This window comes from Klebsiella sp. C360 (genome assembly GCF_048822415.1).
GTDB classification, from domain to species: domain Bacteria; phylum Pseudomonadota; class Gammaproteobacteria; order Enterobacterales; family Enterobacteriaceae; genus Klebsiella; species Klebsiella quasipneumoniae.
On sequence record NZ_JBMEZZ010000001.1, the window covers coordinates 652,250 to 666,913 of the forward strand.

The 14,664-nt window shown below is 47.8% G+C and carries 15 protein-coding genes and 2 pseudogenes; 7 read left to right on the top strand and 10 right to left on the bottom strand.

The genetic code is table 11. The features are described 5' to 3' along the window. Positions 1 to 32 precede the first annotated feature (32 nt). Both ACOI7D_RS03350 and ACOI7D_RS03355 read left to right on the top strand, forming a co-directional pair. Positions 33 to 647: pseudogene (locus ACOI7D_RS03350) on the top strand (CSS-motif domain-containing protein); the annotation flags it as partial. Between the two features lie 159 nt (positions 648 to 806). After that, positions 807 to 1,568 (top strand): annotated as a pseudogene (locus ACOI7D_RS03355) (EAL domain-containing protein); the annotation flags it as partial. Positions 1,569 to 1,612: 44 nt separating this feature from the next. Here ACOI7D_RS03355 and ACOI7D_RS03360 read toward each other — a convergent pair. Then, positions 1,613 to 1,954, bottom strand: a complete 342-nt coding sequence (locus ACOI7D_RS03360; RefSeq protein WP_023289065.1) for an STAS domain-containing protein — start codon at positions 1,952 to 1,954, stop codon at positions 1,613 to 1,615. 63 nt (positions 1,955 to 2,017) lie between these two features. Beyond that, positions 2,018 to 4,444, bottom strand: a complete 2,427-nt coding sequence (locus ACOI7D_RS03365; protein WP_109546480.1) for a glycogen/starch/alpha-glucan phosphorylase — start codon at positions 4,442 to 4,444, stop codon at positions 2,018 to 2,020. Positions 4,445 to 5,018: 574 nt separating this feature from the next. Between ACOI7D_RS03365 and ACOI7D_RS03370 the strand changes: the two genes are divergently transcribed. Next, the gene (locus ACOI7D_RS03370; protein ID WP_221014724.1) at positions 5,019 to 5,294 is read left to right on the top strand and encodes a hypothetical protein; all 276 of its coding nucleotides are present in this window, start codon (positions 5,019 to 5,021) and stop codon (positions 5,292 to 5,294) included. On the opposite strand, the gene ACOI7D_RS03375 is transcribed toward ACOI7D_RS03370, so the two are convergent. Continuing rightward, a complete protein-coding gene (locus ACOI7D_RS03375) occupies positions 5,268 to 5,837 on the bottom strand; it encodes a recombinase family protein (RefSeq protein WP_221014723.1) in 570 nt (189 codons plus the stop codon). The two genes, ACOI7D_RS03370 and ACOI7D_RS03375, sit on opposite strands and share 27 nt — an antisense overlap. Before the next feature lie 144 nt (positions 5,838 to 5,981). On the opposite strand from ACOI7D_RS03375, the gene ACOI7D_RS03380 reads away from it, so the two are divergent. From ACOI7D_RS03380 to ACOI7D_RS03390, 3 genes are all read left to right on the top strand, one after another. Beyond that, positions 5,982 to 7,601 carry a phage tail protein gene (locus ACOI7D_RS03380; protein ID WP_135729054.1) on the top strand — a complete coding sequence of 540 codons (1,620 nt, stop codon included), beginning with the start codon at positions 5,982 to 5,984 and terminating at the stop codon, positions 7,599 to 7,601. Positions 7,602 to 7,608: 7 nt separating this feature from the next. Then, positions 7,609 to 7,851 carry a hypothetical protein gene (locus ACOI7D_RS03385; RefSeq protein ID WP_032445143.1) on the top strand — a complete coding sequence of 81 codons (243 nt, stop codon included), beginning with the start codon at positions 7,609 to 7,611 and terminating at the stop codon, positions 7,849 to 7,851. A 93-nt stretch (positions 7,852 to 7,944) separates the two neighbouring features. Then, positions 7,945 to 8,142, top strand: a complete 198-nt coding sequence (locus ACOI7D_RS03390; RefSeq protein WP_032445142.1) for a hypothetical protein — start codon at positions 7,945 to 7,947, stop codon at positions 8,140 to 8,142. A gap of 173 nt (positions 8,143 to 8,315) precedes the next feature. Here the strand turns inward: ACOI7D_RS03390 and ACOI7D_RS03395 are convergent, their stop codons facing one another. From ACOI7D_RS03395 to ACOI7D_RS03420, 6 genes are all read right to left on the bottom strand, one after another. Beyond that, a complete protein-coding gene (locus ACOI7D_RS03395; RefSeq protein ID WP_032445141.1) occupies positions 8,316 to 8,507 on the bottom strand; it encodes a hypothetical protein in 192 nt (63 codons plus the stop codon). A 9-nt stretch (positions 8,508 to 8,516) separates the two neighbouring features. Further along, entirely contained in the window at positions 8,517 to 10,934 is a 2,418-nt protein-coding gene (locus tag ACOI7D_RS03400) for a phage tail fiber protein (RefSeq protein ID WP_420667930.1), read from the bottom strand. A 91-nt stretch (positions 10,935 to 11,025) separates the two neighbouring features. Then, positions 11,026 to 11,178 (bottom strand): DUF1378 family protein, encoded by a 153-nt coding sequence (locus ACOI7D_RS03405; RefSeq protein ID WP_072025665.1) that lies wholly within the window; start codon positions 11,176 to 11,178, stop codon positions 11,026 to 11,028. Beyond that, positions 11,175 to 11,705, bottom strand: a complete 531-nt coding sequence (locus ACOI7D_RS03410) for a hypothetical protein (protein ID WP_024623087.1) — start codon at positions 11,703 to 11,705, stop codon at positions 11,175 to 11,177. The genes ACOI7D_RS03405 and ACOI7D_RS03410 overlap by 4 nt, the downstream gene beginning before the upstream one ends. Then, the gene (locus tag ACOI7D_RS03415; RefSeq protein WP_087846632.1) at positions 11,702 to 12,241 is read right to left on the bottom strand and encodes a lysozyme; all 540 of its coding nucleotides are present in this window, start codon (positions 12,239 to 12,241) and stop codon (positions 11,702 to 11,704) included. Before ACOI7D_RS03415 ends, ACOI7D_RS03410 begins: the two co-directional genes overlap by 4 nt. Before the next feature lies 1 nt (position 12,242). Beyond that, positions 12,243 to 12,458, bottom strand: coding sequence for a phage holin (locus tag ACOI7D_RS03420; RefSeq protein WP_029670479.1), 216 nt, complete (start codon positions 12,456 to 12,458; stop codon positions 12,243 to 12,245). A 212-nt stretch (positions 12,459 to 12,670) separates the two neighbouring features. On the opposite strand from ACOI7D_RS03420, the gene ACOI7D_RS03425 reads away from it, so the two are divergent. Continuing rightward, positions 12,671 to 13,921, top strand: coding sequence for a hypothetical protein (locus tag ACOI7D_RS03425; protein ID WP_022644619.1), 1,251 nt, complete (start codon positions 12,671 to 12,673; stop codon positions 13,919 to 13,921). 447 nt (positions 13,922 to 14,368) lie between these two features. On the opposite strand, the gene ACOI7D_RS03430 is transcribed toward ACOI7D_RS03425, so the two are convergent. Further along, the gene (locus ACOI7D_RS03430; protein ID WP_130239206.1) at positions 14,369 to 14,656 is read right to left on the bottom strand and encodes a hypothetical protein; all 288 of its coding nucleotides are present in this window, start codon (positions 14,654 to 14,656) and stop codon (positions 14,369 to 14,371) included. Between the last annotated feature and the right edge of the window lie 8 nt (positions 14,657 to 14,664).

Below are 14,664 nucleotides of genomic sequence, written 5' to 3' on the forward strand. Positions count from 1 at the left end.
TTTATGCACACTCACCCTGGCACGCACGATAAATGAAAGAGATAAAGCGGCGAAACGCATGGATTGCCTTTTCCCTGGCGCTGGTGGTATTTCTGGCTGGCGTGTTCGTCATTAACTGGCAACTGTGGCATTCCGACCAGGCCGCCCATGTCGCCGCCGCCCGCCAGGCGGCGACGAAAATCGCCGTTATTCTGGATGAGGCCCGCGCAGCAACGGTGACGGCGATGAACGTTAGCCGCAGCGGGTGCTCGGAACAGGGTCAGTTTCAGCTCGGAACGGAGGCCGCCCTGCAGCCGCATCTGCGCACCATTATGCTGATAAAAGAGGGCCAGGTGTGGTGCTCGTCCCTGCCCGGTAACCGGGTCCTGACGCTCAGCCCTGTTTCTTTATCTGACGAACCTCTGATGCTGCTCCCGGCCAGAATGATGGTCAATAAGCGTCCGGTGCTGATCTATCAGACGCACTCAGAGCAGATCCGGGTAATTGTCACTATCAGCGACGTCCATCTGCGCGATGCGCTATATAGCGATTCGGATAGCAATGGGCTGGCCCTATGGGTTCAGGATCAAATGATTACCAGGCATGGCGATGTCCAGCCACAGGCTGCTGATCCAAGCCGGAGCGTTTTTACCTCGCCGGCCTATCCGTTTCGCATTGCCTATCCCGAGTCATCTTTTTTAAGCCCCGGCCGCCTGGTGAATAATGGCGCCGGTTTGCTGATTTTTATTTTCTCTGTTTCGCTGCTGTTTTATTTTCTGATGCGTAAATTTCTCAATGTTTACACCTCTGAAGAGGAAAAGTTGCGCTACGCCATCGCCCAGGGCTATATCGTTCCCTACTACCAGCCTTTGGTGAACGGGAAAACCGGCGAAATATACGGTGTGGAAATACTGGCACGCTGGCAAAACACCGCCACGCCCTCGCGTTCACCTGCTGAATTTATACCGCTGGCCGAGCGTACCGGCTTAATTATTCCGCTGACCCGCAGCCTGATGGCGCAGGTAACCGCCCAGATGAGACCGCTCTTTAATAAACTACCGGATGGGTTTCATATCGGCCTCAACATCAGCGCGTCGCATATTAACTCGCCGACGTTTATCGATGATTGTCTGCACTTTCAGCGCGGCTTTGAGGGTAAAGCGGTAAAGCTGATGCTGGAGATCACCGAGCAGGAACCGCTGTTACTCAATGGGGCGGTGGTCGACAAGCTCAACAGGTTACACAACTGCGGGTTTTCCATCGCGCTGGACGACTTTGGTACCGGCTATTCCGGGCTTTCCTATCTGCACGAACTGGTGTTTGATTACATTAAAATCGATCAGAGCTTTGTCGGTCGCGTGACCGGAGAGACGCCGTCAAGCAAGCTGCTGGACTGCGTGATAGAGATGGCCCGAACGCTTTCACTGCGCATCATTGCCGAGGGCGTTGAAACCCAGGCCCAGCTGGATTATCTCAATCGCCAGAATATTCCTCTGCTGCAGGGCTACTTCTTCTGGAAGCCGATGCCCTACGTCGCGCTGGTGATGCTCCTGCTGAGTAAACCGAAGGCACGGATTATCGAAGAATAAGCGGGCGGTCAGTAACCCGGCGGCAATCCTGCCCTGCACAAACCTCATCCCTGAGCAAACAGGTTCAGCGCCTCCTGACGGTTCTCTTTAATAGAAAAGATACGATCCATACGGGTAAGCTTGAACAGGTTCTGGATCGTCCCGTTGAGCGAACACAGCACCAGCTCTCCCTGCCCACTGACGCTCTTGAGTATGGATACCAGGGCACCCAGGCAACTGCTGTCGATAAACTCGACATGGCTCAGATCCAGCAGTACGTTTTTCGTCTCCCCGTCGATGGCCTCGAGGACCTGCTGCTTAAACGCCGAGACAACGGAAGCATCCAGTCGACGCACCAGGGGCACGATAATTTTGACGCCCTGCTCAGTATGTAATTCAACGTTCATCTTTATCCTCAATGTTGGCTGACACCTGTCAACGCGACTCAGTTCTGTTTGGCGTGTGCTTTTTTAGCGGGTGATGCCCCAGATATCCCTGGCGTAGCCGCGGATGGTTCTGTCGCTGGAAAACTCCCCCATCCGGCAAATGTTGAGCAAGGCCCGGCGGTGCCAGCGATCCGGTTGTTCAAAATCAGCCATCGCCTGCTGTTGCACCTGACAATAACTGTCGAAATCCAGCAGATGGCAGTAATGATCGGCCCCCGTCAGCATCTGATGCAGCGGCGCAAACCGTTCGCGATCGGCGGTAAACTGCCCGGACACCAGGCTATCGACCACTCGCGCGATAGCCGGATTCTGATGATAGAACGCATGGTGACGCCCGAGGCGTCGGCTCTCTTCAATCTCTTCCGCCACCGCGCCAAACAGATAAAAATTATCGATCCCCACTGCCTCGCGGATTTCGATATTCGCCCCATCATAGGTGCCGATAGTTAACGCGCCGTTCATGGCAAACTTCATATTGCTGGTGCCGGACGCCTCGGTCCCGGCGGTGGAAATTTGCTCAGAGAGATCCGTGGCGGGAATAATTTTTTCCGCCAGCGAAACTTTATAATCTTCGAGGAAAACCACTTTAAGCTGCCCGGCGACCTGCGGGTCACTGTTAATTTTTCGGGCAACGGTATTAATCAACTGAATAATCAGCTTCGCCATCCGGTAGCCCGGCGCCGCTTTACCCGCAAACAAATGGACCTTAGACGCAATCGTTCTCCCTGCCTCTTTGATATCCAGGTACAGCGCGATCACGTGAAGAATATTGAGTAACTGTCGTTTGTATTCGTGAATACGTTTGACCTGACAGTCAAACATGGCCAGCGGATCCAGCGGGATGCCGTAGCGTTGCGCCACCAGCTGGCTGAGCGCGGTTTTGTTAGCAAATTTTATGGCCCGGATATTGTCAATAACGGCCGGATCGTCGACCAGGTTTTCCAGACGGGAGAGCTGGGGTAAATCGGTTGGCCACCCCTCCCCCAATTGTTGGTGCAAAAACTCTGCCAGCCCAGGGTTAGCCTGCTGCACCCAACGACGCGGTGTGACGCCGTTGGTCTGATTAATGAATTTCTCCGGGGTGATAAAATAGAAATCAGGCACCAGCTGTTTTTTGACCAATTCTGAGTGCAGCCACGCCACCCCATTCACGCGATGGCTACCGACAATGGCCAGATTAGCCATGCGGATTTGCTTATCATGATGTTCGTCAATTAAAGACAGCGAAGATAACAGATGATTTTTATCCGGCCAGCGCCGGGCCACCGCTTCGAGAAAACGGTGGTTAATCTCAAATATAATCTGCAAGTGACGCGGCAGAAGTTTCTCAAACAACGACACCGGCCAGGTCTCCAGCGCTTCCGGCATCAGCGTATGATTGGTGTAGGCGCAGGTATTTTGCGTTATCTCCCACGCCTGCTCCCAGGGCAGTCGGTATTCGTCCACGAGGATCCGCATCAGCTCCACCACCGCCAATGCCGGATGGGTGTCATTAAGCTGAATAGCCACATGCTGCGCCAGCAAAGTAATGTCGTCATTAACCTCAGCGTAGTCACGAAATATATCCCGCAGCGTACAGGCCACCAGAAAATATTCTTGGGTCAGCCGCAGCTCTTTTCCGGTCAGCACCTCATCGGAAGGATAGAGTATTTTTGAAATATTCTCCGAGGCGATTTTTTCACTCACCGCCTTGATATAATCGCCGCGATTAAAAATATGGATATTAAAGGAGTCAGAGGCTACCGCGCTGTAGAGACGCAGCTTGTTGGTGGTCGTATCCCGGTAGCCGGAAACAAAATAGTCATGGGGAATACCAACGATAGTTTTCCAGCCGAGCCACATCGGGTTGTAATTACCATCAATATCTTCGCTATGCTCGATATACCCCCCCAGCGGGATCAGAATGTGCTGGGCGTGATGCTCCACCAGCCATGGGGAATGCATGGAGTGCCAGTCATCAGGATGTTCGATCTGCTGATCGTTTTGAAAGGACTGGCGAAAAAGGCCATATTCGTATTTGATGCCATGCCCGGACGCTGCAATGTCAAGGGTGGCCATCGAGTCGATAAAGCAAGCGGCTAAGCGCCCTAATCCGCCGTTACCCAGCGCGGCGTCAGGCTCCTCGTCAAGGAGGCGTTCAAGATCAAACCCCAGGTCATTGACCACCTGGCGCATCTCCGACAGTAAATTCATATTCACCAGGTTATTACGCAGCGACTGGCCGAGTAAAAACTCCATCGACAGGTAGTAAACTCGCTTTTTTCGCGCTTCGCGCTGCCGCGCCTGGCTCGACAGAAAATGGTCCTGCTGAAAATGACGGATGGCCAGCGCCACCGCGTTAAAAATATCGCCTTGCGTGGCTTTATTTAAGCTGACACACAGCGTGTATTTTAATTGCTCTTCAACCAACGCCCGTAATTCTTTGATATCTTGCGGATTAATGACAGGCATGCTGACCTCACTGGTCTCTTTTCTGCGTAAAACCGTGGCAGGTAAATCATCATTTTTCCAAGTATAGACGAAGTTTTTTTGCGGAAAGTTTTTTATTCCTGAGCATCAATTCGCTTATATCGTGCTTCGGAACAATTAACATTCCTCCTTTTAAACGGATTGGTGGTTTTATTTTCGCCAGCTGATTACGCTGCGGCGCTGACAGAGTCAACGAGATTTCGCATGGCGGGTTTGCGAAGTCGAAGGTCAGGATGAAGCGCGGTTGGGATGGTCAAAGGGAAAAGCAAGAAGGGGTTACCTTTCGGTAACCCCTTCTTTTATATGGCGGAAGCGCAGAGATTCGAACTCTGGAACCCTTTCGGGTCGCCGGTTTTCAAGACCAAATCAAATGACTTTATAATCAGAATGTTATGGTGCATTCATAGAATAAAGTCGTTTTTTTACACAACTATAAATCAATCAGTTACAGTTAATGCATGGGCTTTATTCTTTCAACTTTTAAGGGTTCTCCCTTGACTCCCTCACAGTTTCAAGAGTAAAAATACTGTACATAAAAACAGTACAGATAACCAAAATGATCAACAGAGAATCCAACGCATCGAGCATTCCAGAACTGACTGGCTTTAATGTCAGCCATTCGGCTTTAACCCGTCAGGTGTTCCTCTATGCTACTTTTACTGACAATATGGCGTCTGTACCTCACTGGCCACTGAAAGAGTTTCCTGACCTGTTTTGTTGTATCTCCAGGGATAGGGCGGAAACCTTGCTCCATCAACTCCAGAGAGCGATCGATTATCTGGATGCCGGGATGGATTCGCCCTCGCTATTTCTTATCGACGATGACCTCTGATGCGGGGCAATAGCGATAGATGGTTTTCACATCGACACCAATCACCGCGGAAACCTGCTGCCGGCTGGCTCCGTTCACCAGCATCTGGCGGCAGCGTTCCACTACCTCAGTGGTCATAATCCGGCGGCGGCCGCCTATTCTCCCCTGCTCCCTCGCAGCGGCTAAACCGGCTCGGGTACGCTCCACTATCAACTCGCGTTCCATCTCTGCCAGGGCGCTCATGACGTGGAAGAAAAACCGGCCTGCTGGCGTACTGGTATCAATGCTGTCGGTCAGGCTACGAAAGTGAATACCTCTATCCTGCAACTCTGAGACCAGAGTTATGAGGTCACGAACACTACGCCCAAGGCGATCCAGCTTCCAGACCACAAGAGAATCGCCTGGTTTTAAACGACGAATAGCACGCCTCAGCCCAGGGCGTCTGGCGTTTTTCCCGCTCGCTGTATCTTCGAAAATCTGCTCACATTCTGCGCGAGCCAGCGCGTTTTTCTGCAAATCGAGGTTTTGATCGCCGGTAGACACCCGCGCGTAGCCAATCAGCATGTTGTAACCCTTTGAAATGGCTGATTGTAAATTGCCGATATTGTTCGCGTAAACCTGGGTTCAAGCGAACATGGCGAGGGCGCGTATTTAGTCGCATGGGCGAGAAACTATTCCTGTGAGGTAGCAGCCAGTGTTGCAGTGTTTATGTCTGCCCAGAAAATAAATCTATGGGAGTATAAAAACCTTTGCGTGTCAAAGGTTGGCGACCCGACAACATTGGACTGGGGTCCAGCATTACTAAAAGCATTAAAGGATGGAGCTAGAAATAGAAAAGTAGTATATGCGCCAGGCCTTGATGGAGGGTATTACATATCAAAGCTTGGAGAGATACTAACAAATTTAGATACGTCAGGTGCAGAATCATTAATGAGTGTATATGCACTGGTTGGGGATGGAGCTAACCAGACACGATTTTATTCTGATACGGATGACGTTCCGGTAATGGAATTCCGCACTTGCCGTATTATGTGGAAAGGGTGGTCACTTTCAGGCCCTGGTTTAAATGCCTATATGGGTATAAAACTCGGAGAGTCCACGACAATCAGCGCGGTGAGGCTGTCTTACGTCGAGGATGTGAAAGTAGGTTGGTTTAGTAACCCATTCGTAGTAGGTCATGCGTGGGATTCAACATTTTTGAACTTACATGTTCAGAATTGGGGGCGAAACTCTGTCTATATCCAGGAGCGTACAAATGATAACACCAACAACCTGACATTCATTCACCTTCATCAGGAACCGACTGAATATAATGGCGGAGATACCTGCCGTGGTTTTGTTTGTATGGGCGGTACTACTGCAAACAATAAACATCATAGCATTCGTTTAATTCAGCCTCATATTGAACCAAGAAACTGGAATTGCCAGCATTTCTATATCAGTAACTGCGTTGGAGTTACGGTCGATGCGCCTAGCGTAAACCGCAATAACAGCCTCGTTGATGAGAATGGGAATTCGCTTGTGGCAAATGCCAATATTGCGCCGGCGATTCATATCATTTCCAGCGTTGGCGTCCATTTCAATGGCGGACAAATAACGCACATTGGGCCAAGAGCGGATGATATAGCTCCGATTATCAAGATTGAGGGCATTGTAAAAGATATCAGATTCAATGGTTACATTGATACAGGGAGAGCGTCGGTTGCGAATTTTGCGGGTGGCATTGACTTAAGCAACAGCCCCAACGCATCACGTGAAGTATATTTCGATGGTGCCCCGGTTGGTTCGTTTACATCTTTCTCAAGCGTCCGAAACATGATGCGCCTGTCTGTAATGGCTAACATACAAAGAACTGTTTCAGCCTTGGCTGAACAGTACTCTATAGCTGGGACTACTGATACCGGTACTGTACTGAAGTTCTTAATGGGAAACACTGCAGACCCGTCAACCGCACCAACAGAAATAATGCGATTGTATAGCGAAGGGTATCTTTATAATAAAGGATATGTATCACCAACGGTGACAATAGCTGCCGGGGCGACATATACGCATATCGTCGGAGCCGGAGTAAACAACCGTCGAGGCGAGTACAAAATTACTGGGCTCGAAGATGATAATACGCTTTTCGGCTCTTTCTTTAACGTGCCTAACAAAGCGCCAAAGCCCACAGGAATTATTGGTGATGGGGTTAACCTTTCTCAGGCGCAGCCTGACTCATCAGTAACAAACAAACTCTGTATTTACCAGAGTGGGCAGTATATCGTTTTAGAAAACCGTCGCAGCGCATCAGTTACGCTGGCTATACGTTTTGATTCAGGTATCAGCTGAGGTATTTATGTCTACATTAATTACATATCGCTCCACTAAAACTGTTCAGGCAATGTTGATTAACAGTATTGTCATCAACCAGGATTATACGGCTACCATAACAGATGCGAATGGTAGTGATCTGGTTGTTTCATCAGATTATGTGTTACGGGAGAAGCCAAGGCCAGGCGGGTACTACATGCTGAATGGGGAGGGGTTTGAAAGCTTTATTGATAAGGATATTTTTGAAGCAGATTTCGCTCTCATCTGAATACTTATTTTTCAAATGGCTATTCCTGTCAATTCTGGCTTGTATAGCTCTCACTATGAATTCGCCAGATTGTCATCAGGCTAGGTGGAGATTATGGATTATATTGGTTTTGATACAATTGTCATCTGGTATACTGGGGTAGGTTTCTTTTTATGGACTTTCGCCCAGGTGACCAGGGCGGACGGAACATCGGGGGTATTCAATAACATCGCCTTCCTGCTGCTGTTTGTTATCGCATGGCCTAAGATAGCATGGGTAATCTGTTGTCACATTACAGAAGATATTTTTTGATTTAGGACATCCTAATGCCAGTTATATCTATCATCAGGTATCATCCTTAAACGGAATAATAATATGACAGGTATGGTAGAGAATGTGAACTATACCGATTTTGATGTCATCGAATACATTTACAATAATTTCTTCATATCAATAACCGCCAGTCTTGCACTGGCGGTATTTCATTAGTTAAATTTTTCAACCGCCTCCTCTACCGTTAATCCTTGCTCGAAAAATTCCAGATACGCCATTTTGTAAGGGGCACGTCTACCATGTTCGAGCACATAAGCACATAATTCCTCATACCAGATATCAAATGGCGACATAGCGGGAATATCGCCCCTCTCGGTTAACTCTGAAAAAAACGTATCACTCATAATGCCCCCTTAGTTGCCCAGAATTGTCACGCGCAGGAACCGCCCGATACCGTCAACACTGGTGAGCGTGACGGTTGTCAGTGTGGCATCAGCATTAACTGCCAGAGATACATTGACACCTGTCGCGCCAGTGACAGCGTAGGCTCCCGTGGGCGATGAACGGGCTTCGGAGGTATACAGGTCAACATTAGCGGCCTGTACCACGCGCCTTATCTGAAACGGTAGTTTGAATTTTCCTGATACCCCGCCTGATGTTAGCGACTCAATCAGAAGCGTTCTGCATAACGGAACTGTTGCCTGTGCTGTCGCGGGATCGGCTAATCCTGTCTCCTGGAAACTGAGCGTCAGCACCGAACCGACGCCGGACGTCAGAACCTGGTTACTCTTCGCCCCGCCAACATTACCCCGGCCGTTCTGGAACTGATACAGACCAGTAGTTATCAGGTCAGTTGTGCCTTTATTTCCCCTGAGGATCATTTTCTCGGCAGTGGTAATCTGCCGAAGCGCAGAAATGGTATACCCGGACAAATCACAACCATTGGCCATAAAAGTCATGTCCGTGGAGCCGCCACCGGTTGTCAGTACCCTTTCTGGCGTCAATGTTCCCTGGCCATCATCATCAACGCCAGTTCGTGTCACGACATTGCTGAGCATGATATAGCTGCCAGCGCCCTCCATGTAAAAATGGGTATTATAGGAGGAGCCTGCCGCCGAGGTTCGGCCAGGTCGCTGGGAGAATACATCCCCAATGAGAAAACCTCCGCCATTAAGCACCGCGAAATTTGCCGAGCCATTACGGTCAACCAGCTCACCATTAATAATGTTGCCGACGGAGCCATCAGATAAATATCCCACCCCTCCATTCCATTCATTTCGGATATTCTGGAAAAGGTTGTTATTAGCACCATTGCGGAGATAAACACCATGCCGGGTATTCGCGTTAATGGTGCAGTTAATCAGGCGAGAATCAATCAGGTTATAAACTCCGTCCTGGTTGGCGCATATGGAAGACATTCCCACCTGAACAGAGGTATAGGAATAACTACCAATGCCGTACAGAAAACGATAAATACCGCAGTTAAACAGCATACCTCCGCGCTGCTGATTGTCCTGATTAAACAGCGGTCTGCTGCTGTCTCTGCCATCGAGAAGCAGGCCGTAGAAGCGAGGGACGGTTCCCGGCCCAAAAATATAATCAGCGCCTGCCGCTTTTCGAATGACAGCGCCTTTATTGAGAAACGACGAATCGTCCGTAATTGTGTATGGCTTAACGCAAGGAGAAAATGAAATCAACGTTACAGGGGCGGGTACGGTGACATTTCCAGCAAGAATATAAATGCCCTTAACATCATGCGGAAAGAGTATTGATTTGTGACCCTCATCGATAAGGGCCTGTAAAGCGTATTCAACATCGACCTCGGCACCAGGGGTGTTTAGCATCGTGTTAATATCCGCACGGGTCATTTTCCTGAAGATGTTATTCTCTGCTAACTCCCTCACGGTGGCGTTATCGATGCTCACCAAAGCACCGCCTAAATCAGCTTCGCCTGAACCCAGGTTTGAGCGAAGAGTCGCATCGGTAACGTCGATCCACTTACCCTTTCCTGTACCGCCAGCCGTCGCCGGCGTGCTACCAGGTAAAACGACCTTAGGCATTACGCCATCCCAGCGCCAGTATTCGTCCGTGGATTCCCACAGAAGAACCTCAAAACGTTGAGTGAGTAGCGATCCCTGCTCAAACGAACCTATGGCCGGAACGTATCCCCATAGCCCCGTTCCTGCAGGGTCCTGCAATTTAGGCTGACCAGCACCGTCAAAACCCAACCCCTTCCAGGCGCGGTCTTGGGCCGATGGTAGCTGGCTTATATAGGAGTCATTGACACGCAGCGAACGATTAAAGTTGCTGGTTATCTGCTGCTGCAGATCGATATCACTACTATCGACGTAGCTTTTTGTTGCGGCATCCTGCGCCAGTGAAGGATCACGCAGGTTACGAATACGGTTATTGAGCGCGTCATAATAGTTAGCGAAGATATTTGGCTTTTTCAGAGCCAAAGAGTCCCACCACCAACCGAATTTTTGGATAAGCATAGTCAGCTTATCAAGCGCGCGTTCATGGCTTGTCGCAGGAAACTTACCGGTCGCCAGATAACTGGTTAACTGGGTCGCATCGGGATCACGATAAATCAGTAGCGTAGCGCCACTGTGTGCGGAGAGCAAAGTCAGCTGACCGCCATTCTTATCGCCGGCGCCGTTCAGATAATAATCAACGTCAATTGTCAGCGTAGTTTTGTTAAAGTCGTCACCGTTCTGTGTATACAGTTCCGCGACAATATGCCCGTTTTCAATGAAGTAGAAAGGGATGCTAAAAGGGCCAGTGCTGGTTGATAGCTGATACTCAACCGATGAAGTGTCGTTCTCGACCATCATCTACTCCAAAACAGTTCGACATGGTGGCATTGTCAGAATCGTTTTGAAGCTGGGCAAAAGTAAGGCCGCAATATGCGGCCTTGAGGGGTTATTTCTCGGTGTTTTCCGATGCTTTGGCTGCGACAGCATCATCAAATTTTTTCTGGAAGTAGGCCCGGATTGACTTGTAACCGCCCGCTACCAGATATAGAGCCGATACCACTGCGCTGAAGTAAAGTAAGCCCGTTTGCACGTTCGTCATTTTGTCTCCTGTCTTTTCTGTTCAATCTGGCGAATACCAGCCAGCTGGTTATTTGCTTTTTCAATAGCAGCAAGTAATGGGGTTATCCATAAAACAGCCTGGCAATATGTCAGTTCGCCGGCGGTAATGGTGCCAGTACTGGGCTTGTCAGATCCGTCGGTATTGGCGTGCAATGCGCTGGAACGTAAACTGTTCGTGTATTCGAGCAGCCCACCAGAAACATCAGCAGGGACAGGCATATCACACGTTTTTTCGCGCTTGAGAATCGTTCGATATTCAATGGTTTTTTCCTCTGTACCGGCATCTACCGCCCTGTTTTTTTCCTGGACATCGCCGCTTATAGTTTGAAAAGCAGCGATATTATCCGCCTGTATTTGGATAACCCTTGCCTGCAGCGTCACCTGACTTTCAGCCGTTTCAGCTCTGCTGGATGCTGAGCTATATCGATAGCCCAGCCCTGCGGCGATTGTGAGCCCGATGATAAGAAGAAGCATAATAACTGCCGCGGCGATGGATTCTGGTTTCACTTATCGATCCCCCAACACGTCAAGGCGCTTTCTTGGTCACGTCGCTCAACCTGACCGTAGCAACCTTTCTTCTGGCCTTTGGTGAGGCGGCAGTCACGGCCACCATCAAAGATCCAACGACGAATTTCAGCGCAGGCGCCTTTCCGGTCACCGGCATTCAGCTTGCGGTAGAAGGTGGAAGGAAAGCATTTACCTGGCCCGATGTTATAGGGGCAGAAACTGGCAATCCCGACCTTTTGAGGAGGTGTCAGACGAACACGCATATTCTGATCTACCCATGCCAGCGCCTTATTGCGCTCGACGGCATTCACCTGGTCGCATTTAGCCTGGGTTAACTTCATCCCTTGGGTTACAGGCCTTCCATCTACCCGGGTCGCTCCACGACATATCGTCCAGAAACCTGAGCCGTCAATGTATGCAGTTAGACTGTTGCCCTCTTTCTCGTTCAGGAACTGATCCATGAGCGTTGGCGCGGATGCACCGGCGGCAATTAGCGCCAGCATGGCTGCACTGAGCTTTGCTTTGGTCGAAGCCATATTATTCTTCCGAGAACTTGCCGCGGCGATACGCGAGCCATTTGAAGTAGATATTTACGAGAAAGGTCAAAGCGGTGAACACCAAGCTGCCAATGACGCCAATAGCTGCCCACTGGCCGGGGGTGTATGAATCAAGCAGCTGCGAAAACCAATACGTAGCGCTGGCCGTTGACGTCCCGTAGGTTATGACCTCGGAAACTCTGTGTGTCATTTTCATCGTTCCTTACCTCCCGGCCGGGATGGCTGAGTTAAAACAGGCAGGTCCGATTGTGATTAGGATGGTATAACTGGGCAAAAGTTGAGTATCAGTCTGGGTTTACCTCAGAACACTCTGCTATAGTCAGTTTTGGACTAATCCGGCGCAGTGGACTTAGTGCTTTCTGATTTAATCAGGTTTTCACAAATTTTGTGAATATTGGGAGTGTAAACATGACAGCAGAAATCATTGTAAAAAATCCTGTGGCTTGTGCGTTAGCTGCAGACTCAGCAATGACAATGACAGGTGGAAATAGCGGCACAGTTAAAATATTTAACAACGCAGAAAAAATATATCAGCTATCAAAGCACTACCCAGTAGGTTTAATGGTTTATAACAATGCAGACTTTTGCGGAACCCCTTGGGAACTTTCTATTAGAAGCTTTAGAAAACTACATGGACATGAAGAGCATAGTACAATAAGAGATTATTTAAACTCATTCCTAAGCTTCTTGAACTCTACTTATAACATTACTTCGATTGCTAAAAGAGAAGCTAAGCTAAAAGAAATATTCAGGAGATACCTAAAATTAAACTATGATGATCTAAGTCAAAAAACACTTCATGTTGCTTTACCTGAATCAGATGAAGAAGCACTTAATATTATCCATCAAAGATTAGCTAACTTTTATGCTTCTGAAAATGAGTTTTTAGAAAGAAACCCTTTTTTTGAAGGGTTTGATGAATCAGATGTTATTAATGCCAGAGAGTTTGTCATTAATAACTATCTACAAATAGCGTTAGATATTTTCCCCAATAATGGGGACCTGCCAGAACATCTTAAAACACAGCTCATAAATTTCTTCACTTTCATAATCTGCAAAGAGAATGTCACATCATTATATAGCGGTCTTGTTTTTGCTGGCTTCGGTTCTGATGAATACTATGCATCTATCATTACAATACAAATTTATGGAAGCTTTAACAATAAAGTAATGTATAAAATAATTCATGGTAAATGCTCAAAATCAGACCCTGACAACTCAGTAATAATACCATTTGCATCGGAAGATGAAGTGTTCACCTTCGTTAGAGGTTTTAACAATTCAATTATTAATTTCATGGGTAATACAGTATCTCAATTATCGAATGTAATACTTGAAAATTTGAGGGAAAGAGGCGTAAATGATGAAATATCAGAGCAAAAATTAATATCATTAAAAGATGATATCATAGACAGAGTGCAACGATATTGTGATGAAAATTTCACACAAAAAGTAACAAACATGCTAACTTCTTTATCAAAAAAAGATCTTTCTTACATGGCTGAATCGCTTGTAAACCTCAGCGCATTTAAGTTAAAGATTTCAGACTCTTACGAGACCGTCGGGGGTCCAATTGATGTTGCAATAATTTCAAAAACCGACGGTTTTGTATGGATAAAAAGAAAGCTTTACTTTGATAAAAATCTTAACAATAATTAACCAATAAATTATGAAGGGTGTCATTATGTCTTTAGCTAACCATATGAAAAAATTGAGAGTTCTGGCAAATCAAAAGCGATTCGAGAGGAAAGATTCTGCTCCTCAAAACCTTACAGCTAATGCTAGTTTCTCTTCAAATAAGAATTCCTAAACAGATTGCTGGAATGCAACAGCCCACCATATGGTGGGCTTTCCTTACATTTTACTCAACATCTTGATTTCCTCTTCCATTGGCTCGACAAACTTTACGTCCTCAATCGGCACCAGTTCAGGTTTGCCATCACGCAAAACTATGATGTGTCTGTGCTACCAGTCGATCCCAAAAACAAAGTGACGGTACTTGGAACCTCGCAACATGGCTACCAAGTGCGGAAACGGGGGCATGATGCCGTATTGTTTTTTAGCCATAGGGAATCCTTCGCTTTGGTACTAATCTGCCTGAGTGGGCTAGTTCTTGCTCTCTAAATCACGGATCCGCTGCTGCTCTTCAAGACGTCGCCTTTTTATCCATAATGAAACAATGTCATTTGAGATTTCATTCTCTAGCGATCTTTTATTTAAAAGCAGCAAGATAAAACAAACCAAAGATGCGATTGAAGTAACCAGCGCTACATAAAAAACATTCTCAAGGTCACCATGTCTTGGCCCATAATAACCGCCATTAAAAACCGCATAAATACAGAAAGACAGGCAACACAACGATGCAGCAATCCCAATCTTTAATATATATCTCATTTATTTTC